This window comes from Streptomyces akebiae, from assembly GCF_019599145.1.
Lineage (GTDB): Bacteria > Actinomycetota > Actinomycetes > Streptomycetales > Streptomycetaceae > Streptomyces > Streptomyces akebiae.
The window spans coordinates 4,935,188-4,956,955 of the sequence record NZ_CP080647.1 but is presented as its reverse complement, the minus strand read 5'-3'; the positions used below and the strand labels follow the sequence as shown (position 1 = coordinate 4,956,955).

20 protein-coding genes are annotated in these 21,768 nt (G+C 71.3%); 8 read left to right on the top strand and 12 right to left on the bottom strand.

Features of this window, described 5'->3' with window-relative positions; translation table 11 throughout:
- Positions 1-7: 7 nt before the first annotated feature.
- The gene (locus K1J60_RS21295) at positions 8-958 is read right to left on the bottom strand and encodes a L,D-transpeptidase (RefSeq protein ID WP_259407845.1); all 951 of its coding nucleotides are present in this window, start codon (positions 956-958) and stop codon (positions 8-10) included.
- A gap of 261 nt (positions 959-1,219) precedes the next feature.
- Here K1J60_RS21295 and K1J60_RS21290 point away from each other — a divergent pair, with 261 nt between their 5' ends.
- From K1J60_RS21290 to K1J60_RS21280, 3 genes are all read left to right on the top strand, one after another.
- Entirely contained in the window at positions 1,220-1,723 is a 504-nt protein-coding gene (locus tag K1J60_RS21290; protein WP_033530790.1) for a SigE family RNA polymerase sigma factor, read from the top strand.
- Positions 1,713-2,573, top strand: coding sequence for a L,D-transpeptidase family protein (locus K1J60_RS21285; RefSeq protein ID WP_220647590.1), 861 nt, complete (start codon positions 1,713-1,715; stop codon positions 2,571-2,573). The genes K1J60_RS21290 and K1J60_RS21285 overlap by 11 nt, the downstream gene beginning before the upstream one ends.
- Before the next feature lie 137 nt (positions 2,574-2,710).
- On the top strand, positions 2,711-3,679 hold the full coding sequence (locus K1J60_RS21280) for a hypothetical protein (RefSeq protein WP_220647589.1): 969 nt from the start codon (positions 2,711-2,713) through the stop codon (positions 3,677-3,679).
- Here K1J60_RS21280 and K1J60_RS21275 read toward each other — a convergent pair.
- Positions 3,657-4,280, bottom strand: a complete 624-nt coding sequence (locus tag K1J60_RS21275) for a TlpA family protein disulfide reductase (RefSeq protein WP_220647588.1) — start codon at positions 4,278-4,280, stop codon at positions 3,657-3,659. The genes K1J60_RS21280 and K1J60_RS21275 overlap by 23 nt on opposite strands.
- Before the next feature lie 120 nt (positions 4,281-4,400).
- Between K1J60_RS21275 and K1J60_RS21270 the strand changes: the two genes are divergently transcribed.
- Positions 4,401-4,826, top strand: a complete 426-nt coding sequence (locus K1J60_RS21270; protein ID WP_220647587.1) for a hypothetical protein — start codon at positions 4,401-4,403, stop codon at positions 4,824-4,826.
- Positions 4,827-4,863: 37 nt separating this feature from the next.
- Here the strand turns inward: K1J60_RS21270 and K1J60_RS21265 are convergent, their stop codons facing one another.
- The 6 genes from K1J60_RS21265 to K1J60_RS21240 all read right to left on the bottom strand — a co-directional run bounded on the left by K1J60_RS21265 (position 4,864) and on the right by K1J60_RS21240 (position 14,663).
- Positions 4,864-5,376 carry a DUF3515 family protein gene (locus tag K1J60_RS21265; RefSeq protein ID WP_220647586.1) on the bottom strand — a complete coding sequence of 171 codons (513 nt, stop codon included), beginning with the start codon at positions 5,374-5,376 and terminating at the stop codon, positions 4,864-4,866.
- A gap of 172 nt (positions 5,377-5,548) precedes the next feature.
- Positions 5,549-6,283, bottom strand: a complete 735-nt coding sequence (locus K1J60_RS21260; RefSeq protein ID WP_220647585.1) for a L,D-transpeptidase family protein — start codon at positions 6,281-6,283, stop codon at positions 5,549-5,551.
- 153 nt (positions 6,284-6,436) lie between these two features.
- The gene (locus K1J60_RS21255; protein WP_259407844.1) at positions 6,437-9,097 is read right to left on the bottom strand and encodes an SdrD B-like domain-containing protein; all 2,661 of its coding nucleotides are present in this window, start codon (positions 9,095-9,097) and stop codon (positions 6,437-6,439) included.
- Between the two features lie 423 nt (positions 9,098-9,520).
- Positions 9,521-12,715, bottom strand: coding sequence for a SpoIIE family protein phosphatase (locus K1J60_RS21250; RefSeq protein ID WP_259407843.1), 3,195 nt, complete (start codon positions 12,713-12,715; stop codon positions 9,521-9,523).
- 541 nt (positions 12,716-13,256) lie between these two features.
- Complete coding sequence (locus K1J60_RS21245; protein WP_033530495.1) at positions 13,257-13,649, bottom strand: SCO5389 family protein; 393 nt, start codon at positions 13,647-13,649, stop codon at positions 13,257-13,259.
- A 27-nt stretch (positions 13,650-13,676) separates the two neighbouring features.
- Positions 13,677-14,663, bottom strand: a complete 987-nt coding sequence (locus tag K1J60_RS21240; RefSeq protein WP_220647584.1) for an ATP-binding protein — start codon at positions 14,661-14,663, stop codon at positions 13,677-13,679.
- A 483-nt stretch (positions 14,664-15,146) separates the two neighbouring features.
- Here K1J60_RS21240 and K1J60_RS21235 point away from each other — a divergent pair, with 483 nt between their 5' ends.
- Positions 15,147-16,112, top strand: coding sequence for an LAETG motif-containing sortase-dependent surface protein (locus K1J60_RS21235; protein ID WP_220647583.1), 966 nt, complete (start codon positions 15,147-15,149; stop codon positions 16,110-16,112).
- A gap of 237 nt (positions 16,113-16,349) precedes the next feature.
- Here the strand turns inward: K1J60_RS21235 and K1J60_RS21230 are convergent, their stop codons facing one another.
- The gene (locus K1J60_RS21230; protein ID WP_220647582.1) at positions 16,350-17,078 is read right to left on the bottom strand and encodes an SDR family oxidoreductase; all 729 of its coding nucleotides are present in this window, start codon (positions 17,076-17,078) and stop codon (positions 16,350-16,352) included.
- A gap of 76 nt (positions 17,079-17,154) precedes the next feature.
- Here K1J60_RS21230 and K1J60_RS21225 point away from each other — a divergent pair, with 76 nt between their 5' ends.
- A complete protein-coding gene (locus K1J60_RS21225) occupies positions 17,155-17,532 on the top strand; it encodes a MerR family DNA-binding transcriptional regulator (RefSeq protein ID WP_220647581.1) in 378 nt (125 codons plus the stop codon).
- A 50-nt stretch (positions 17,533-17,582) separates the two neighbouring features.
- Here K1J60_RS21225 and K1J60_RS21220 read toward each other — a convergent pair whose 3' ends face one another.
- Positions 17,583-18,146 (bottom strand): hypothetical protein, encoded by a 564-nt coding sequence (locus K1J60_RS21220; RefSeq protein WP_220647580.1) that lies wholly within the window; start codon positions 18,144-18,146, stop codon positions 17,583-17,585.
- A gap of 225 nt (positions 18,147-18,371) precedes the next feature.
- Between K1J60_RS21220 and K1J60_RS21215 the strand changes: the two genes are divergently transcribed.
- Complete coding sequence (locus tag K1J60_RS21215; RefSeq protein WP_220647579.1) at positions 18,372-18,806, top strand: hypothetical protein; 435 nt, start codon at positions 18,372-18,374, stop codon at positions 18,804-18,806.
- Here K1J60_RS21215 and K1J60_RS21210 read toward each other — a convergent pair.
- On the bottom strand, positions 18,788-19,267 hold the full coding sequence (locus tag K1J60_RS21210; protein ID WP_220647578.1) for a DUF6174 domain-containing protein: 480 nt from the start codon (positions 19,265-19,267) through the stop codon (positions 18,788-18,790). The two genes, K1J60_RS21215 and K1J60_RS21210, sit on opposite strands and share 19 nt — an antisense overlap.
- A 170-nt stretch (positions 19,268-19,437) precedes the next feature.
- Here K1J60_RS21210 and K1J60_RS21205 point away from each other — a divergent pair, with 170 nt between their 5' ends.
- Complete coding sequence (locus K1J60_RS21205) at positions 19,438-19,839, top strand: hypothetical protein (RefSeq protein WP_259407842.1); 402 nt, start codon at positions 19,438-19,440, stop codon at positions 19,837-19,839.
- 540 nt (positions 19,840-20,379) lie between these two features.
- Here K1J60_RS21205 and K1J60_RS21200 read toward each other — a convergent pair.
- Complete coding sequence (locus K1J60_RS21200) at positions 20,380-21,768, bottom strand: glycoside hydrolase family 43 protein (RefSeq protein WP_220651602.1); 1,389 nt, start codon at positions 21,766-21,768, stop codon at positions 20,380-20,382.

Genomic DNA, 21,768 nt, shown 5'->3' with positions numbered 1-21,768 from the left:
GTTTCTCTCAGGCACCTCGACCCAGTGCGCTGCCCTCCTGCCACCGCTCCCAGCTCAGGTTCCAGTCGCCGTAGCCGTTCCCGACGGCCACGGTCTCCTTCGAGCCGGTCACCTTCACCACGTCCCCCGGGATGACCTGGTCGTAGAACCGTTTCGCCGTGCCGTCGTCCGCGAGGCCCACGCAGCCGTGGGTGACGTTCTGCCGGCCCGCGTACGTGGTGGCCTTCGGGTTCTCGTGGAGGTAGGTGCCGGAGGCGGTGAGGTGGACGGCGTAGGAGTACCAGTCGGCGTACTCCTCGCCGTAGCCGACCGTGCGGGAGTCCATGAACACCTGGCGCTGCTTGTCGGAGACGACCATCGTGCCGTTCCAGGTCTCCATGCCGGGCGCGCCCGCGGTGATCGGGACGCGCTGGGTGCGGCCGTCCTTCTCGACGGTCATGGTGTGGCGGCGGACGTCGACCGTGGCGATCAGCGAGCGGCCGATGGTGAAGTGCCGGGTGAGGCCCGCGCCGACCTCGACGGTGACCTTCGTGCCGGGCTGCCAGTAGGTGCGCGGGCGGAAGTCGACGCGCTGCCCGTCCGCGAGGGTACGGTCCTTGACCCAGCTCCAGGAGCCTTCGGCGTCGACGTCCATGGTGACCCTCAACTGCCTTTCCACCGCAGCGCGTTCGGCTGCGGGGACCGGGAGGGCGAAGGTGACGGATATCGGCATGCCGACGCCCACGGTCTGTCCCTCGGCGATGTTCACCCGCACGCCGTCGAAGGCCGGCAGCGGCGCGGGACGGGCCCCCGCGTTCAGGTTCTTCCCCTGCGCGTCCCCCTGCGCGTCCCCTTGCGCGTCCGCCTCGGCCTGGGATCTCGGTATCTCGCTCGGACCCTCGACCCGCACTCCCTCCCCGCTCCCCGCGCAGCCCGTGAGCGCGAACGCGACCGCGCACGCGGCCGTCGCGGCGATCACGTGCACGAGACGCCGACGCGGCTTCGCGCCGGCACCCCGGCTCCTCCCGGCCCCGCTCCCGCCGAGCCGACTCCCTCCGGCCCCGGCCTCGCTCCTCCTGCCCCTGTTCCCCGTGGTCCTGCTCCCCTTGGCCATGGTCTCCCCCCAGTTGCCTACGGCGATGTGTTTCGATGGGCTGCGGCGTACGTTCGGGACCTGTACGCACGACGGGGGCGACCGGGTTGCATGGCGATGCACGGGACTTCGGACAACGGCGGGGGCATGACCGAGGAAGAGTTCGACGCGTTCTACGCCACCGCGTTCCCTCGTCTGACCGGCCAGCTCTACGCCTTCACCGGGGACCACGGCGAGGCGCAGGACGTGGTGCAGGAGGCCTTCGTACGGGCCTGGGACCGGCGGCGGGACTTCCTCGCGGAAGGGGCGCCCGAGGCGTGGATCAGGACGGTGGCGATGCGGCTCGCGGTGAGCCGGTGGCGCCGGGCGCGCCGCTGGCTGGAGCTGGTGCGTCGCGATCCGCCCCCGGAGCACGCGCCGGGACCCGATCCCGAGCGAGCGGTGCTGGTCGAGGCGTTGCGCAGGATTCCGGAGGCCCAGCGGATGGCAGTGGTTCTGCACCATCTGTGCGACTTGAGTGTCGAGGAGGTAGCCTCCGAGACCGGTGCCCCCGTGGGCACGGTCAAGGCCCGGCTGTCCCGAGGCCGGGCGGCGCTGGCGCGCGAACTGGGCCCCGGCAAGGGTGCGAAGGAGGACGGCCGTGTCCGATGAACTCACCGTCCGGCTGCGCGAGTTGGCCGCGACCGCCGAGTCCCCGCCGCCCGGGTCCGGCGCCGAGGTCCGCGCCACCGCCGGACGTCGTCGTCGGCGGCGCCGTACGACGGCCGCGGTCGCGGGCGGCTGCGCGGCGGCGGGCCTGGCAGCGGTCCTCACCCTGAACGCCGTCTCGCACGGCACCGAGCAGAGCCCCGCCACGGCCGCGAGCGTCCCGCCCAGTGCGACGGCCGACGCCCCCGACGCCACGGTGGACCTCTCGCGCCGCGTCCTCGCCGTCTCCGGGCGCGAACTGCCCATCTCGGCGGGCAGGTTGGAGACACCGACCCCGACGGGCCGGATGACCGTCACCGCCAAGGCCGACGTCAAGGTCGTCCACGCGGCGACGGTCGGCTTCGACGACGAGTACGACGTGAAGCTGATGTGGGTCCTGGAACTGGCCCCGGTCACGACGGGCGCCACGGGCGCCACGGGTACTACGGGTGCGCCGGGTGCCGCCGGCGAATCGGACCAGGCTGCGGCGACCGACGGGACCGACCCGACCGACGGGACCGACCCGACCGGCACGCCCGAGCCGACCGACGGGACCGGCGAGGACGGGCGGACGAGCGAAGCTCCGACCCGGATCCCGGGCTCCACCGCGGTCTGGATCGCCGCCCTCTCCGACAACGAGAAGGCCCCCGGCAACTACGACACCACCTCCGGCTGGATCGGCCTGCGCACCACGGACGCCCGCTGGCTGTACGACCGCCTCGACAAGGGCGCGACCGTGGAGATCCGGGGCACGACCCCCACCCCGCCCTCGACGGCCCCCACTCCCTCCCCCACCCCCACGCCCCGGGGCTGACCGGGCGCCCACGTACCCGAGAAGCCCTGCCGCCGTCCGGGGGACCACCTCACCCGTACGCCCTTGTCCCGCTGGTGGGCGGGCCCGAGCGGTGTTGGCGTAGGAACGGCAACGTCGTGCTCTCGGGAGGCTCCGCCATGCGTCGTCCGTACCGTGTTCTCGCCCGGGTCATGGCCCTAGGGATGCTCGCGGGGGCGGCGGCCTGCGTCGTGGACGACCCCGGGCACCCCCGCGGCTTCCCCGAGGCCGCCTCCGTCGACGAGACCACGGCCTCCGCCTCCCCCACCGCCCCGGCGACCCCCGCACTCACCGACGCCCGGGCCCGGAGCGCCCTGCTCCGCCAGGACGACCTCGGCGACGCCTGGTCCGGCACCCAGGGTGCGGCGACCTGGCGGGACGGCCTCCTCAAGGGCCGCACCGACCGCCCCGAGTGCCAGGCACTCCTCGACGCGGTCTACGCCGAGGACGTCCTCGGCGAGCCCAAGGGCGGCACGGCCGTCACCGGCTTCGACGACTACGAGTACGGCGCCCAACTGCGCTACCAGGTCGGCGCGTACGACAAGGCCGACGTCGACGCCCGGCTCCGCCGCCTCGGTCAACTCATCGGCACCTGCGAGGAGTTCACCATCACCGGGGTCCAGGGGCGGGAGTACGGCGCCGAGGTCGCCCCCGTCGAACTGCCCGGCAACCTCGGTGACGCCCGCCAGGGCCTGCGGCTGATCGTCAGCGGTGACGTGGAGGGCGAGGACAGCGCCCTCACCCTCGACCTGGCCACCGTACGCGTCGGCGACACCGCGGCCCTCCTCACCCACGGCGGCCTCTACGGCATCGACGACACGGCCACCACGGAGGCCGCCCAGGCCGGCATCAAACGCCTCCAGGCCCTCCTGAAGGAACAGACGGAGAAGAAGAACGAGAAGAAGGACCCGAAGAAGGACCCGAAGCAGGACAAGGACCCGAAGCAGCAGCAGGAGAAGAAGGACACGAAGGCACCCTCCGACGAGAACTCGTCCGAGGAGGGCTCCTCGGACGAGGCACGGGGGCGCCCCACCAGCCGCACCGGAGCCCTCGCCGCCTCCGCCTCTACTCCTCCAGCATCGGCGTGACCACGCTCCGCACGTCCTCCTCCGACACCGTGCTCTGCACGGCCCCGGCGATCCGGCCCGCGCGGTCGACGAAGAGGGTGAAGGGGAGGATCCCCGGGTTCACGAGGCCGTTCGGCAGCTTCAGGAACTGCTTGCCGCCGGGATCGTGCAGGCTCGGGTAGGACAGGTCGAGGTCCCGCTGGAAGGCGAGGGCGTTCGGCCGGGACGCGTCGGTGCTGACGCCCAGGACCCGCACGTCACGCGCCTTCAACTTCCGCTGCGCACGGTCGAGATCGGGCGACTCGACGCGACAGGGGCCGCACGTGGAGGCCCAGGCGTTCACGACGACGACCTGACCCCGGTAGTCGGAGAGCCGGACGGATCCGCCGTCGACGGTGCTGCCGGCGAAGTCGGGCGCCGCGGGCCGCTCGCCGACGGGGATGCTCTTGAACAGCCCGCCCCCACCGGCCAGTCGAGCTTCCCCCGACCGCGCTGACCCGCCGGCCCGTTCGGACTGTTCGGCCCGTTCGACGTCGGTCGGCAGCGGCTTCGGCGTGGCGCAGCCCGTCATCGCGAGCCCGGCCAGCACCACGCACAGGGCCGCACGGGGGTTCGTCTTCATCGCCGTACAGCTTAGGCAACAGCCCTGGGCAGCCTGCCGATCGGCCCCGTGGAGGCGGCTGGGACACTGCTGTGGTCACCGGTTGACCGCCGGTGACGCACGGGGATGCGAGGAGTACAGATGATCACGCCTTGGCGCAGAGCGGTCGAGTACGCGGCGGTGGTGACCCTTCCCTCATGGCTGTGGGGGGTGGCCGTGCTGAACGTGGGGGCCGGAGGGGAATGGCCGGCAGAACCGCTCTTCCCGCTGGTGGCGGTGGCCGTGCTGACCGTGGTCCGTAAGGCGCTTCCCGCGCTGTCGCGCTGGCGCACCGCGACCATCGACACGTCGGTGTACGCGGTCGTGTATCTGCTGTCCCTGGTGGCGAGCGGGTTGTGGGCGGGTGACGGGCCGGCCGACGCGGTGGACTGGGCCTTCGTGATGATGACCGTCGCCCTGCTCGACCTGCAGTTCCTGATGGCTCTCGGGCTGTGCGCCTGGCGCTACGACCGCCTCGTCCCGACGGCCCCCTCGGGTCGCCTGAGCGGTGGTCCCCGCGTGGTCTGACGCGGGTTCGACACCGTGTCGGCCGCGCCGGAGTCCGTCAGCGCGCGGCGGCGTCGGCAGTGGCCACGCACACGTCGTCCGGCGTCCGCTCGATCGGCCTCACCACGTCGCTGAGGTCCACCAGGACACCGTCGATCGCCGTGATCCGGTCGTCGACGAAGGCCTGTACGGCGGGGTCCCGGCCGTAGGTGATGAGGATGCGGTATCCGGAGCCGGCGGAGCGGTCCTCCCGGAACACCCAGTCGACGCCGTCGACCTCGACGCACGGGTCGGGGGTCTCGGCGGGCGGTTCCAGGCCGCAGCGCAGCACCACGCCACCGTTGCCCCAGGAGGCCACGCCGGCGACGGAGACCGGGTCGCGGGACTCGCCCGCGATCCGGTCGGGGTAGCGGTCGGCGATCCGGGCGCAGGCCGGGTCCTCGGCACGGGCGGCCGGCCGTAGGTCCAGGGCGGGTGAGGAGACCTCCCGGGCCACGAGCGGTACGGCGACCACCGCCGCGCCCATGGCCGTCCCGATCGCGATCCGGGCACGCCTCGACGGGCGTCTCATCCGTCAACTCCTCCTGCGGTATGTCGTGGTGGGACGGCGAAGGAGGGGCCCGCTGCGGGCCCCTCCGCTCAGACCGACATGTTCGCATTGACTCCGTAGGGCGTCCGAGTCGACAAGCCCGTCCTCACGGACCGGGCGGCCACGGCCCACGTCACCACCTGGACCGCCTCGGTCATCCACGGCTGACCGGCGGGCTCATCGAGCGCCAGGTGCCCGGCTTGGCGCCCCAGATGTACACCGCGTCGTCCTCGTGCATGACGCGCCACAGGCGTTCGGCGTCGGCGTAGCGGAGGTTCACACAGCCGTGGGAGCCGCCGCGGAAGAGGTCGTCGAGGACGCCGTGGAAGGCCTGGCCGTCGTTGAAGAACTGGGCGAAGGGCATCGGCGCGTTGTCGTACAGGTCGGAGAAGTGGTCGCGGTTCTTCCAGTAGACCGTGTGCCAGCCGGTACGGGTCTCCTCACCGTCCCTGCCGGTACGCGCGGGAACCGGCGCGTAGATCACCTGCTTCCCCCGCTGCACCCACACCAGCTGCCGGTCGAGGTCCACGCACGTCACCTGGTACGTCCGCACCGGACACTTCCCGGCCGCGTTCGGGTTGGCGCGGGCCTGCACCACCAGCATCGTGCGGTACGTGGCGAGGCCCGCGTAGCCGTCGGCCGGCTTCACGCCCGTACGTTGCTGGAAGGCGCGGATCGCCACGCAGTCGGCGGTGGACTGCCGGCCGTCCGCCGGGAGCTTGAGATGGCGCTCCAGGTCCCACTGGTAGGGGCCGGTCCGCGCCGTGCACTCCGCCGCGGGCGCCGAAGCGGCAGGCGCCGAAGCGGCAGGCGTCGACGCGGCGGGCGCCGATGCGGCGGCGGGTGCCGCCGTCCAGCCCAGCAGGGCGGACGACAGCACCGCGACCACACGTATCCGGCTCTTCTGTGTCCTGCCGGCCTTCCGTGTCCTTCGTCGTGTCAACGCGGCCTCCGGTACTCGCTCATTCGCCGAACCCCCTCCCAGAGATACGGCATCCGGCACGCCCCGGAGACGTCCTGCTGGGCCGAACGGGCACCGGCGTCAGCACTTCCTGCCCTTGCAGGTCTCGCCCCGCGCGTTGAGGAGCTTCACCAACAGCCCGTAGCCCTGGGAGGCGTTCCTCGGGGTGAGGACGTACGGCCCGGTGACCGGACGCCTCGGCTTGAGGTAGCCCTCGGGGACGTCCGTCTCCACCAGGTGGTAGGTGCCGGGCAGGAGCGAGCCGAAGGAGCAGCGGCCGGTGCGGGAGGTGGCGCAGTCGTTGACGAACCGGTCCTTCCTCAGGCCGTGGCGCTGCAGGCCGCGGACCCCGTTGGTGTCCTGCCACAGCTCGAACACCGCGCCGGGCAGGGGCTTGGCGCTCTTCTTGTCGAGCTTCAGCAGCGTCAGCCGCACCGACTGGGTGAGACCGGCGTCGACCGTGTGGTTCACATGGCCGGGGTCGCCGACCCGGACCGTGGTCCGGCCGTGGGCGTCGACGTCGGAGTCGATCGCACGGTTGTAACCGGCGCCCTTGACCGTCCACTTGAGTGAGGCGCGGCTCGGACGGCCCGGCAGCGCGTTCGTGTCGACGCCGCTGTAGTCGAAGGAGACCCGGTAGGTGGTGTTCGGCCGCAGCCCGCCCCGGTTCTGGCTGCCGACGTAGTACTCGCCGCTCGCGTCGGTGTACGTCACCAGGTCGGGGCCGGACGACGACGTCGGGTCGAGCGTCACCTTCACGCCCTTGACCGGCGGCTCGGACGGGTCCTGGATGCCGTCGCCGTCGGTGTCGAACCAGACGCGGTTGCCGACCTGGACGGGTGCCCGGTCGCAGATCAGCTCCAGGTCGGCGAGGCCGTTGCCCTCGCCGAACAGCATGGCGCGCTGCGCGGCGTCGGCACTCCAGGTCCGCTGGACCAGGAGGTTGCCCTCGGTCTTGCCCTTGGTGGCGTTCCAGCGGCGGACGCCCTGCTCCCAGGGGTGCTCGTCGAACGGGGAGTGGACCGTGCTCCACAGCTTGTTCCGGTACGGCAGGAGGGCCGTGCCGCCCTGGGTGACCTGGTCCTCGTGGGTGTCCGCGAGCCTGGTCGAGTCGGCGTAGAACTCGCCGTGGCCCGGCCCCTCGTCGTTGTGGGGGAGCGCGCCGTAGAGCCCGTCGCACCGGGCGTTGTTCTCCAGCGTGTACGTCGTACCGGACACGCACACCCGCAGCACGTCACCGGCGGCGACGGCCCTGACCTTGGGAGTGGTCCGGTGGGCGTTGAAGGGGTAGGTCGCCGTGCCCTGCATGTCGGCGAACCGGTCACGGAAGCCGAGGATCAGGTCGCCGTTGTCGGCGATCTCGATGTTGGACAGGATCGGCTGCGGCGCGGAGACGAAGGAGAGGCGGCCGGGTGTGGGAACGCGCTGGTTCCACGCCTCCCACATGGCGCTCAGCGGGCTGCCGACGGTGGAGGGCTTGCTGCAGCGGGGGGCGGTCGCGGGCGGCCCGGTGAACCGGTACGCGCAGCCGCGCGGGTAGTTCATCGCCGTCCGGAACAGCGGGCGGAACGAACCCCGGGTGAACTCGTAGACGTGCGAGGTGACCTGGGAGGGGTCGCCCCACGGGGCGCTCCTGGTGACGGTGTTCTCCGCGCCGCACACCCCGCCGACGAGCACTCGGCCGCCGCGCACCCCGATGCCGTACGGGTGCCAGTGGCCGGCGCACTCCTCCGGCCGGGGGATGACGTGCGAGCGGTAGGTGCCCGGGTAGACCCCGTCGCCGGTGCCGCGGATCGGCACGGCGTAGAGCCGGGAGTCGTTGAGGCTGACCGCGTAGAGGGTGTGGCCGTCACCGGAGACGTCGACGTCGCCGATGCCCTCCCGGCCGACCCTGCTGTAGACCGGGTTGTCGCGCAGCCAGTCGTCGGCCTCGTCGTGCTCGGTCAGCAGGCCCGGCAGGGTGACGAAGGTACTCACCCCGGAGGCGCTGTTGCGGCGGTAGATGGTGTTGGTCGCGCCCGCCGGTCCGTACGCGGCGTGCCGCTTGACCAGCGTGCCCATGTACGTGTTGCCGGTCCGGTCGTTGCCGATGCCGAACACGGCCCCCTGCTGCTGGTTGTTGGTCAGCCGGGTGACGGTGCCCCCGGGGTGGGTGTCGGAGAAGTTCCCCGAGAACCGCACCAGACCCTTGTGGGTGTCGGGCGCGTCACCCTTCGTCAGGTTGCAGGTCACCAGGTCCGGGTTCTCCTGGCAGTAGACCCCCGGCTCCCAGAAGCCGGTCGTGTACGTCGTGCTCCGGCCCCCGGAGACATCGACGAAACCGACGCTGCTGCGCATGACGCCCGGTCCCGTGCCGAGGCCCGCGACGGCGGGCTGCAGGGTGCGGGAGTCGGGGTTGTAGACCTGGACGCGGTACTTGCCGCCGCGCAGCGCCGAGGCCGCCGGCTGGAACCAGACGACGCCGTACACGTTGGTGGTCTGGGTCTCCACGGTGCCGTGGTCGTCGGTGAGCGTGACCCGCACACCGGCCCGGCCCTTCTCCACACCGTGGTCGTACGTTCCGTCCAGGTCCACGTCGTTGACGACCCGGACGGTCACGTTGCCGTCGCCGGGTGCCCTGCCGTCCGCGGTGCCACTGGTGCCGGGTGCGGCGCCTGCCGCCTCACCGGCCAGTCCGACCACCAGCGTCGCCGTGACGGCCAGGGCCAGACCCACACCCCCCGGTGTTCTTCGCTTCACCACGTCCCTCTTCTCCCTGATGTCCTGCCGTGGCGACGGAGCCCGGTGCCCGAAGCCGACCCCTGCATTCATATGAAGTGCCAACCGCCACTAATCAGGCTGAACGGGGCACGGGAGGGGGCGAGCCCGCCGGGCGCGATGCCGGAAATGTGGAGATTCGGGGGAGGGGAGGGGTGAGGGAGGGGTGAGGGAGGGGGTGGTGGAGTGGCGGAGGGCCCGGAGCCCGCCCGGCGGGTTCACCCGGACGGCTCACCGGAGGGGGGCTCGCATGGCGTACCCGACGGATTACGGCTAGACCGGACCGACTGGGGCGCAGCCCCCCGACCGGGTCGCCGTTGCCCGCCCGCTACGCCGCCGCTCGCCCGCCCGCTGCGCCGCCCCGCCGACCGACGAGCCGCCGCCCCGCCGACGGTCTGCGGTCGCCTGTTATCCGGCCGGTTCCCCAGCTGTCCACCGTCCCGCGGGCGACTCTCCGGCCGCCGACGGAGCGGCCGTCGGTCGTTGCCCCGTCGTCGTCGTCGTCGTCGGCGGCGGCGGCTGTTGGCCGGTCGGCTCGGCTGTCGTCGGATCCGGGGTCGACTGGTCCGCCAGGGACTGTTCCGCCCAGATCACCTTGCCCTCGGGCAGGAAGCGGGTACCCCAGCGCTGGGTGAACTGGGAGATGAGGAACAGGCCGCGGCCGCCCTCGTCGGTCGTGCGCGGGTGGCGAAGGTGGGGCGCGGTGGCGCCGCCGTCGAAGACCTCGCAGATCAGGGTGCGTTCGAGGACGAGCCGGAGCCGGATGGGCCCGGCCGCGTGCCGGATCGCGTTGGTGACCAGCTCGCTGACGATCAGTTCGGTGGTGAACGCCAGCTCGTCCAGCCCCCACGTCCCGAGCTGCCGCGAGGTGGTCTTGCGGGCCTCCGCGACCAGCGCCGGGTCGGCCGGCAGCTCCCACGACGCGACCCGGTGCGCGGGCAGCCGCCGGGTGCGGGCCAGGAGGAGCGCGACGTCGTCGGTGGGGCTGGCCGGGGCGAGGGAGTCCAGGACGCGCTGGGCGTGCCGTTCGAGGGAGGGCTCGGGCCGGGCCAGGGCGCGGCACAGCGCCTCCCGTGAGGCCTCGGCGAGCAGTCCGTCGGTGTGCAGGGCGATGACGGTGCCCTCGGGGAGGTCCAGTTCCAGCGCCTCGAAGGGCTGCTGGTCCACGCCCAGCGCGGGCCCCTCGGGAAGCTCGGGGAAGGTGACCGTGCCGTCCGGGGCGACCAGGGCCGGGGCGAACGGCCCGGCGGCGGCCATGGCGCACCTGCCGGACACCGGGTCGTGGACGACGTACAGACAGCGCGCCCCGACCGTCTGGCCGCTGCCCCCGCCCGGCTCGGCGCCCTCCTGCCGCGCCGACTTCGCCACCATGTCGTCGAGGTGGGCGAGCACCTCGTCCGGCGGCAGGTCGAGGTCGGCGAGGGTGCGTACGGCCGTACGGAGACGGCCCATGGCGGCGGCGCCGTCGATGCCGTGGCCGGCCACCTCGCCGACGACGAGGGCGACACGGGCACCCGAGAGCGGGATGACGTCGTACCAGTCGCCGCCGAGGCCGGTCAGTTCGTCGGCGGGCCGGTAGCGGACGGCGACCTCGGCCGCGTCCTGCTCGGGCAGCCGGCGCGGCAGCAGGCTGCGCTGGAGCACCAGGGCGGCGTCGCGCTCGCGCGTGTACCGGCGGGCGTTGTCGACGCAGACGGCGGCCCGGCCGACGAGTTCCTCGGCGAGACCCAGGTCGACCGCGTCGAACGGGTCCAGCCGGTCGCGCCGGAAGAACGTGGTGATGCCGAGCGTGATGCCGCGCGCCCGCACCGGCACGATCATCACACTGTGCAGTCCGAGCGCCTCCGCGGGCACCGCCCGGCCATCCGGGTCCGCCCTCGCCCACTCCGCCGACAGGGGGTCCAGCCGCGGCTCGGACCACGAACGGCCGTCCACCAGGGCGCGCACCGGCGGCGATCCGGCCGCGTAGGAGGCGACCGCGCCGACCTCCAGGTCGGCCTCCGGCACCCCGTCGTGCACGGACTGCTGGGCGACCCGCCGCAGGGGGACGGAACCGTCGCCGAGCACGCCCGGCTCGGCGCCGCGCAGCACCGAGTCCAGCAGGTCCACGGTCACGAAGTCGGCGAGCGCCGGTACCACCACGTCCGCCAGCTCCTGCGCGGTCCGCCGTACGTCGAGGGTGCGGCCGATGTGCTCACCGGCGCGGTCCAGCAGGGCGAGCCGGGTGCGGGCGCGGTGCCGCTCCGACACGTCGACCACCGTGTAGTACACGCCGATGGGCCGCCCGTGGTCGTCCTCCAGACGGGTGAACGACATCGCGTGCGCGGTCTCGCGGTACGGCGCGGACCGCACCCGGCCCACGTGCTCGTAGTCCAGCACCGGCACGCCCGATTCCAGCACCCGCCGCATCTGCGCCTCGATGCGCTCGGCGTCCAGCCCCGGCTGCACCTCCGCGAGCCGCAGCCCCACCCTCTCGTGCGCCCGGCCGCCGCCGAACCGCTCCAACGCCGCGTTCGACCACACGAACCGCAGATCCGTGTCCACGATCGCTATCCCGACCGGCGACCACGCCGTCATCCGCTCCAGCACGGTCCGGCTCATGTCCCAGCCGGGGGCTTGCGTGGCATCGGACACGAGAGCGACCCAGTGGGCGGGCTTGAGGGGATCGGGAGCGAGGGAGGGTGAGGCCGGGGCGGACGGCGAGGGAGAGGGGCGTGCGGGGGCGGACGGGGAGGGGGAGAAGGGCAGGCGGGCGGACGGGGAGGCGGTCGGGGGCGGGGAGTCGGGCACGGGGGTGGTCTGCCGGGCCGTGGGGCCACTGGAGTGCCGGGCGGCAGGCCAGGCGCGGCCGGTGGGGGGTGCGGGCGGCTGGGGGGCGCCCTGCGTCGCTGGTGGTGCGGTTCGGGGGGATGTGGGCCGGGGGGATGTGGTCCGTGGCGGGGCGGGCTTGGGCGGGCTCCCCGTGTTTCCGGGCCCCGCCCCCGTCCGGGTACTGGCACTGGCCTCCCGAGCGGTGGCACGCCCGACCTCGGACGAGGTCGCGAACCGGCTCGGGGGCTCGGACGGCGCGTCGTTTCGGGGCGCCTCGGGATATCCGGGACGCGGCGCGGGCCAGACGCCGGGGACCACTGCCGAGGCCGGGGCACCGACGGCACGACCGAAGACCCGCGACCCGGCCGAACCGGAACCGCCTGCCGAAGGGGCCGCACTCGCCGAAGACGCGCCACGCTCCGAAAGTGCTCCACCCTCCGAAAGTGCCCCGCCCTCCGCCTGACCCGGCGCGAGTGTCGACGCCTCGTGCGTGGGGACGACGCGGACCATCACCCTGATGGGGTGGCCGTCGCGGTGGCGGGCGGTGAGGAGGCCGGACCAGCCGCCGAGGGCGCGATGGGTTTCGGCCAGTGAGCCGATGCGTTCGCCGTCCTCGTCGAACAGGAGCGTCCGGACGCTGCGGCCCAGGATCTCGGCCGCGGGATACCCGAAGAGCCGCTCGGCGTCCCGGGTCCAGCTCGTCACGAACCCGTCCGCGTCGATCAGCAACGGCGCGGCGTCGGCCACGTCGAAGCGCTGACGGGAAACGGCACTGTCCCTGTCGGTCCCCACGGCGACCCTCTCTGTCGCTGAGACGCCCTCCGGCCCCATTATTCACCTTGTGTGATCGCAAGCAGGCCAACTTGTGACGGCGCATATCGCACGGCCGCACGCCAGGGCGTACGGACCGGCTCGCACCAGGCCCCGCAAGGCCCCGTCGAGCCCCCACCAGGCACCCGACCGCCCTCACCGAGCCCGCCAGGACCGTTTCGCGCTCAGGCGGGCTCGGTGGGGGATCGGGCGCAATAGGGACGAAGCCGCCCACACGCCCAGCCCGAAGCCGCCCCCGCGGCCGCCCCCGTTCCCACCCCCGATGCAGCTGTACGCCGCTAATGCGCCCCTGTACGCCCCCCGAGCTCCCCCATGCAGAATCGACCGCCCCCTCCGCGAGAGGGGTGCGGAGGGGGCAGTCGATGGCTGATTCATGCCTGTCACACGGCGGCAGTCCGTCCGTCCGGCAGTCCGTCCGTCCGGCAGTCCGACCGCCCGGTCGGCCAAGCGCCCGGCCGGGCCAAGCGCCACCGCCCGGCAGTCCGGCCGCCCGGCCCGGCCGTCAGCAGTCGCGGAACTCCGGCGACTGGTTGAGAATCTGCGACCGCAGCGAGGTGAAGCGGGCGTACGTCTCACCGCCGCGCGCCTCGGTCGGGAAGACCGCCACCCGGTGGCAGTTCTGGAAGGCGAGCGCCACCCCGAAGTGCCGCTCCAGGCTCCCCCGGATCGCGTCGCTGGACAGCGCCCGCAGCAGCTGGCCCCGCTCCTTCTCCGACGGCGGCGGAGTCTGGTTGTCGGCGAACGGCGCGGTACCCGCCCGCAGTTCACCGACGAGTGAGGCGATGAGTTCGTAGGCGTACGGCAGCGACGTACGCACCGTTTCCACGAACTCCTCCTCCCGCACCTCGCCCTTCTCGGCATCGGCGAGCAGCTGCGGAGAGACGTCGAGCGACATGGATGTTCCTGTTCTGGTCAGTTCTGGTCAGAAGGAGACTGCGGAGGGGGTGGTGGCCCCGGCGGAGGCCGGCGCCTCCGGTCCGTGGCGGAACTCGGGGTCCACCTGGGCGGCCAGGTCGTGCCCGGTGGCGTCGTTGGCCCAGGCGGCGGCGTTGCGGAGGTGGAACTCGACGGCGTGGCGCTGGAACGTGGCCCAGTCCTTGGTGCGGGCGTCGACGGCGTCCTTCAGCCGGGTCAGCGCGTGCAGGTTGTGGGCCTCCAACTCTCCCTGCTCCCGCCCCTGTTCCTGCGCGCGGACGTACGACGACTGCACGCAGTACGCCAACAGGTCGTCACCCACGTGCTCCTTGAGGAAGAGCAGGTCGTCCTCGCCGGTGACCTTGTTGCCGACGACCGCGATCGGGATACCGAACTCGGCGGCGTGCTCCCGGTACTGCCGGTACACGGAGACGCTCTTCCGCGTCGGCTCCACGACCAGGAAGGTCATGTCGAACCGGGTGAAGAGCCCGGAGGCGAAGGCGTCGGCGCCGGCGGTCATGTCGACGACGACGTACTCGCCGGGCCCGTCGACGAGATGGTTGAGATACAGCTCCACCGCGCCGAGCTTGGAGTGGTAGCAGGCCACCCCGAGGTCGCTCTCGTCGAAGGCGCCGGTGACCATGAGCGGCACGTCGCCCACGCGCTCGACGTGCCGGGCGTGCAGGTCGTCGTCGCCGAGGAGTCGCAGCAGGCGTGACCCCCGGCCGGGCGGGGTCGTCTTGACCATCGCCTCCCGGGAGACGATGCGCGGGTTGGTGCCGCGCAGCAGGTCCTTGATCTCACCGGTGCGGGAACTCAGCGGCGGGGCGGCGAAGTTCGCGTCCTCGTCCAGACCGAGCGCGTGCGCGAGGTGCTGGTTGATGTCACCGTCGATCGCCACGAGCGGCGCGCCCGACCGCGCGAGGTGCCGGGCGAAGAGCGCGGAGAGCGTCGTCTTGCCGCTGCCGCCCTTGCCTACGAAGGCCACGCGCATGGACCGTCACCCCGCTCGCTCTCGGCGGCACCCTCGACGCCGATAATGAAAATGGATGTCATGAACGTAGAGTCGGGAGCGGCAGGCGCCTTGTCAAATCCGTCCCCTATCAACTCCCTTGGGCGAAGAGATGAGTTGGCGAACCCTTTGCGGTGGGGCGACCTGCTCTTGGGGTGCGCGTGAGGCCCTCATGGTTTCCCGGAGGAACTGATTCCCTTTGTGCCCCATATGCGCCCCGTGTGTGGTGTGGATGTGTCTGACGGGCCGTCGAGGACCCGAGTCGGACCGGCCTTTCCCGAGGTTGACAGCCCTTACCCCTTGGTAAACGATGTCCACACCCTGTGGCTCAAGTGACCCCTGAGTCCGGTGTTTTCTTCGACCACTCACCCCCGGCGCGGCCTCCGGCAGCCTCGTGCTGCCGTGCTGCCGCCGCGCCCAGGGCCTCGTACGTACCGACGTTCCGAGTTCGAGAATGGGATCTGCATGTCCATAGCGAGACGTGTCATCGTGAGCCGCCTGGTGGGGACGGGCATCGCCGCTCTTGCGCTGACCGCGGCGGTCTCCGGTCCGGCCTTCGCCACCGGCACCCCCGGCGGCGACGGCTGGGGCAAGAAGAGCTACGCCCCCGGCGAGGGCGCGGGCACGGCCACCGAGACCGACCGCTGCGAGTTCTCGCTGGACGGCGTGACGTTCGCCGACTGGGTCAAGCTCGACGACCAGAACCTCAAGCCCAGCGACGACGGCAAGGTGCACATCAAGGTCCGCGCCGCCTCCGACGCCACGACCTGCACGGTCTCCCTCGCGTCCTACCTCGCCCACGGCCCGACCTTCGCCACCTCCGGCGAGCAGGTCTTCGTCGACTTCGACACGGTCACGGTCAAGCGGGGTGCGACGGACTCCCTCGACATCGCCGTCCCCGACGCGGGCTGCTACGCCCAGATCGACCTGTACCGGGGCGCCGTGAAGTTCGACGGCAAGCTCGACGCGAAGGACGGCTTCGAGCACGGCGACGTCCCCAAGGGCCCCGACCGCCCTGTCATCAAGGACAAGCTGATCGCGGCCTGGAACGGCGGCACGAAGGACTGCACGACGGAGCAGCCCCCGGCCGAGGAGAACCCGCCGGCGGAGGAGCAGCCGCCCGCCGAGGAGAACCCTCCCGCCGAGGAGCAGCCCCCGGCCGAGGAGAACCCCCCGGCGGACGAGAACCCCCCGGCGGACGAGAACCCGCCGGCCGACGACACCCCGAAGACCGAGTCGTCCCCCTCCCCGTCCCCCTCCGACTCCACCCCGGTCGCCCCGTCCCCCAACGGCGGCGACCCCGGCGACCTCGCCGAGACGGGCGGCGGCAACGCCATCCCGATCGCGATCGGCGCGGCGGGCCTGGTGGCAGCGGGCGGCGCGATCTTCATCGTGACCCGCCGCAGGGGCGCGGGCAGCACGGGCGCGTGACCGCCCCGTAGCCCTCGTCCCACCTGCCCACTGACGCGGCGCCCGGCCTCCTACGAGGTCCGGGCGCCGCTTCGCGTACGTGGACAAGGGGTGGCGGACGCCCCTCCTACGAAGTTGATCGCGTGGTCCAGGTGGCTCTGACCTAGTACTTCTCCTTCGGAGGGGCGGGATTCGCACCCACGACCTCTTCATCCAGAGCAACTTCGGTAGGCGTGCCGCCGTGAGAGGGCCGGCGCCTCAGGCCGCCATCAGCGCCGCCAGGGCGCGGTCCATTGCGGCGTTGAACTCTTCCGGTGCCAGCGGCAAACGGGACTTGACGTCCCGACTCCACCGGTCGGCGAGGACCTCGGCGGAGCCCGCCTCGACACCGTCGAGCGCCGCGTCGGCCAGGTCCGACGGAGCGATCTTGTCCACGGGCCAGCCTGCCGCCATGTCGGTGTCGGCCAGGCCGAGGTGTACCGCTGTGACGAGCGTGCCCTGCTCGGCGAGCTCCAGGCGGACGCCATTGGTCATGGCCCATGCGGCGGCCTTGGTCAGGTGGTAGGCATTGGCCCCCTTGCCCCCGAACCACGACATGGCGGAGAGGACGTTGACGATCGCGCCCCCGCCGTTCCTGGCGAGCGTCGGCGCGAACTCCCGGATCATTCCCAGGTGGCCGAACATGTTGGTCTCCAGCTCGTGCCGCACCGCGTCCAGCGAACCGGTCACCAGGTCGGTCCCCGTACTGATTCCCGCGTTGTTGATGAGTAGCGAGACGTCCGGGGCGGCCTCGGCGGCGGCCCTCACGGATGCGGGATCGGCGATGTCGAGGGGCAGCACCTCGACTCCGGGCAGGTCCACGGTCTCCGGACGGCGGGCCGTCGCGTAGACCTTGCGGGCGCCCCGTTCGAGCAGGCGCTGGGCGAAGGCGCGGCCCAGGCCGCGGTTGGCTCCGGTGACAAGGGCGACGGAGTTGTTGATGTCCATGGCCGGTACGCTAAAACCTGACGCTGGCGTCAGAGGCAACTGCTGGTCGTCAGGGCCAGGGGTGAGAGGAATCACCATGACTGTCACAGGGACCGCGTCCGAGCGGTTGATCCGCATCGGGGAGGTGGCACGAGGTGCCGGCGTCTCAGTGCGCGCCGTGCGCTACTACGAGCAGCAAGGGCTGCTCATCGCGGAGCGCAGCCCGTCCGGCCAGCGCCTGTACCGGCAGGACGCCATCCCCCTGGTCCGCTTCTTCCAGCAGATGTTCGCCGCCGGCCTCACCAGCCGAAGGATCACCGAACTCCTGCCGTGCTGGGACGCCGGGCACACCGACGCCGAGCAACGAGCCATGCTGCGAGCCGAGCGCGAGCGCATCCAGGCCAAGATCGACGACTTGCAGGCCGCCCTGGACCACCTCGACAAGGTCATCGCGATCACGGACACACACCCGTAGGCGCGCTCGGCCAGACCTCTCATCAGCGATCTGGCGTCGCTGTCTTGGGTTCAGGTCTGACCTGTCAGTGCCACTTCGCAGTCCAGTGTCTGTGTGAACTCTCGACCGCCCTGCCGATAGACGAACCTGCAGTAGCGGGCGCCCTGGTCGGGAAGGCTGGTGATCTTCAGCCTTGCCAGGTAATAGATGTCGCTCGACGCGTGGGGAGCTACTTTCACGGGCTTGTCGGAGTGGTCGCGCAGCGCAGCGAACGGTGGAGTCAATTCCTCGCCCTCCTTCACCAGCAGAGCCAGCCCTTCGGTGTCCTCAAGGCTGTAGGCACCGTATTGCAGGACCTTTATCCCTTCGGACACCTGCGTGATGGATGCCCCGGTGATTTCGATCGGCTCGGCGGACCTGTTGGTGGGTACGGGGAGTGCGAACCACCATGTCTCCCCGACCTTCACGTTCTCGCTTCCAGCGATCCCGTTCTCCTGGATGCCACCCTCCAACGCGTTCCCTTGATAACGCTGCTGCTCCTGCGTGGCACATACTGAGATGAGGAGTGCGGTTGCAGCTGCGAGGGCGACTGATTTGGCAATGGAAGATGCCGCGCTTGTTCTGTCCGGGACCATTCTTCCCCAATGTGTTGGCGGTCATGGAATCTACTCCTGTGGTCCGCACGGCAACAGGTTGTTGAGCTACTTCTGAGGTAGGGGCATGGCCGTCAACGCTGTTGCTTTCAAGGGCGGTTGGCGATGAGGTCACTTGGCCGTGCCTGCGAATGAGTAACCGGCCGCGTTTCTACGTATCCCCTGCCGAGTGCTCTCGGTGCGGAGAAGGCGAACGGAGATCAGGGCATGGTGAGGAAGCTGTCGCGGGGGGTTGCGTTGGCTGTGGGCCTGGGTGTCCTGCCCCTGGTGGCGGCGTGCAGTGGGGGCGGTGGTGACAAGGGCTCGGGCAAGGCGGGTGAGGAGTCCAGCCCGGTCGCCGCGGTCGTCGCGCCGGCCAGGGTCGAGGTGATCGCCGAGCTCACGGGGTGCGAGGTGAAGATCCGGACCGAGGCGGAGGAACTGCGTGAGGGTGTGTGCCAGACCTCTGCGGGCGACTACCTGATCACCACCTTCCCCAAGGACGAGCTGAAGGAGGTCTGGCTGGAGTCGGCCGCGATCTACGGAGGCAAGTACCTCGTCGGGCCGCGCTGGGCCGTATCCGCCAAGCCCAATGTGCTCAAGCAGCTGAAGGCCAAGGTGGGCGGCACGATCCGGGACCTGAGTCAGCCGAGTGCCTCGTAATCGCTGAGGGCGTACGCCGCCTCGTCGTCGATCGCGTCCTCGTCCCAGTCCATGGCGATGGAGACGGGACGGCCGTCCGCCGCGTGCGTGACGTCGACTGTGTCGGCGCCCTCCTCGCGTGCCGCCTCCACCTGCTGCAACAAGTCCGTGATGGTGGGTATGTGGTGCGGTGATCGGTCCACCACGTGGCGACCGCTGTCGTCGAGCCCGACGGCCTTCACTACCTTCCCGTCCCGGACCGTCACCCTGAACGTCCCGATCAGCGGCCGCTCGCCCTGCGTCGACCTCAGCGTGTAGGTGTAGGACGCCGGTTCCTTCCAGACGAGTGCCGATGGCTTCGTGGTCGTCGGCGACTCCTCCGAGCACCCGGAGATCGCGGAGATCGCGCACATCAGTGCCCCCGCCGTCGCGACGGTGGACAGAGCGCGGGGACGGGGTCGTACGGCAGTGGTCGTCGGCATGGTGTGGTCCCCTTCGAAGACGGTCACCACTGGGACGCCGGACGGGGCGGCAACGTTCGGTGGGTGGGTGGGGCGAGGCTCCGGTGCCGAGCTGCGGGCGAGCCGACACGTTTCCGGCCGTCCTCCGCGGAAGGCTCCGCCCGGGAGTCGGCCAGGGGCAGGATGGCCTCATGACGAAGTCGTCCGTACAGTCCGTCCGACGTTCCTCCTCCTCGTCCTCCTCCTCGTCCTCCTCCTGCTCATCCTCCGGTTCGGTGCTGTCGTTGTGGTCGCAGGACTCCGTGCTGTCGATCGGGTCGGTCGGCTCCGTGCTCTCCGTGGGGTCCGTCGGTTCGGCCTTGTCGATCGGTTCCATCGGGAGCGCACTGTCCGTCGGCTCGATCGGTTCCTCGCTGTCACTGATCTCGACCGGATCGTGGCTGAGTACGGGGTCCCTGTTCTCCGCGCAGTCCCGGTGGTCGGTGCTCTCGTGGCGCTCCGACGGGGGCTTCATGACTGCGGGAGCGGTGGGGGCAGCGGTGGTGGGGGTCGGGGGAGCCCTCTTGCTGAGCCGGCAGCGGCAGAAGGCGTGATCCCCGGTGAAACGCGATGAGCCCCGCTTCACGTGTCGTGAAGCGGGGCTCATTCTGTGGAGCGCCGGGCAGGCCTTGCACCTGCATTTCCCCGCAGGAAGCGGGGCGTCTTTCCTTGGACCACCAACGCATTGAGTACTACCGGGAGTTTGTTTTCCGGTGAGCGGCTCGAGATCAACTATAGCGGATCTTCGGGGTCGTTGCATCTCCCGCTCGGGCGGGTCACTGCAAGTACGCCTGGGCGGCGTACTCGACGCGGAGGGGATGCGGTAGACGTCCAGGGAGGCCGAGTCCTCGTCCAGGACCATGCCCGTGAAGGTCGAGGCGTGGCGCCCGGTGGCCAGCTCGTCCACGTGGCCCACGGTGCGGTCGAGCGGGGTGTCCGCGGGGACGCGCGCCCCGTTCGGTCCGCCCTGTCGGTCCGCCCCGTTCGGTCCGTTCCGTTCGATCTGCCCGCGCCGGTCCGGAGCCGCTGGGGCTCCGGACCGGCGCGAGGGCGTGCTCAGGCGGCGGAGCCGGATCCCGGCTCCGCCCCGGGCGTCAGTAGCCCACCCGGAACGTCGCGTCCGCCCGCTCCGTCGCCGTCGAGATCGGGTCGATGCGGAGCAGGTAGCCGCTGTGGCGGATGTAGCGGGTCGGGTTGTTGTACGAGCGGAACGAGGACCACGTGGAGTCGGCGAGGCCGGCGACGCGCGTGAACGTGGCGTCCGCGGCGAACGTCGACGTGCCGTCGTTCGCGTCCAGGCGGAGGGCGTAGCTGTAGTGGCGGAGGTAGCGGGTCGGGTAGTTCACCGACTGGAAGGAGACCGCCGAGGAGTCCGCCAGGCCCGGGACCAGCTTCCACTGGGAGTCCGGGAACGGGTCGAAGGGGTACTCGTCGATGCGGCCCACGAAGCCGCTGTGGCGGACGTAGCGGGACGGGTAGTTGTACGACTTGAGGCGGTTCCACGTGGGGGCGCCCCACTTGGCCAGCAGGTTGGTGTACTCCGTCGACGTGATCGGGTGGATGCCGCAGTGCTTGGAGTTGAGCGGCTGGGTGTAGAGCTTCTGGTCGAGGGCCGTCCAGGTGCCGGAGGCGAGGTCGTTGGACTGCCAGACGTAGAAGACTCCGTTGGGGGTGTACGTGTCCCCCCAGAGGTACCAGGCGGAGGACGTCAGGGACTTCACCACCGTGGGGGCCTCGGTGCCCCCTTGCGCGACAGGCGTGCTGAACGGCGTGAAGCTGCCCGGGGTGAGGGACGTCGACCGCGCGCCCACCAGTTGCTGGTTGCGCTTGTAGTAGAGGTAGTTGACGCCGTTGACACCGATGGTGAGGTTGCCGTCGATGATGTCGTAGCCGGGGTCGAAGAAGACCTGGGGGCTCGTCGACGTGACGAAGTCGGTGGTGTAGCTGACCATGATCACGTTGTGGCCGCTGCTGTTCACCGAGGAGTAGAGGATGCCGTACTGGCTGCGTGAGGCGTCCCAGTAGGCCTCCGGCGCCCAGCTGTGGGTGTTGGTCATGTCGTGGAGCTTCAGCCGCCGGTAGCCGGTGAAGGTCCGCAGGTCGGCGGAGTCCCAGACGTGGATGTACGTGCTGTTGTAGTTCCAGTCGGTGCCCTTGAGGTCCGTCGCCAGGACGACGAACGTACCGTCCTGCTTGCGCATCAGGAACGGGTCGCGCAGGCCGCCGGCGCCCTGGGTCGGGGTGACCAGGGGCGCGTTCTGGTTCAGCGGGGTCCAGTTCAGACCGTCCTGGCTGACGGCGAGGTGGAGGCCGTAGTCCGCCTCCAGCATGGTGGTGGACTCGGTGAAGTAGACCATCGCGTAAGCGGAGTCGGCGGCGTGGGCGGTGCCGGCGCCGAGGGTGAGCACGCCGGTCGCGGCCAGCGGCACGGTCGCCGCCGTGCCGAGGAACATGCGGCGGGAGAGGCCGGGCCCGCCGTTCAT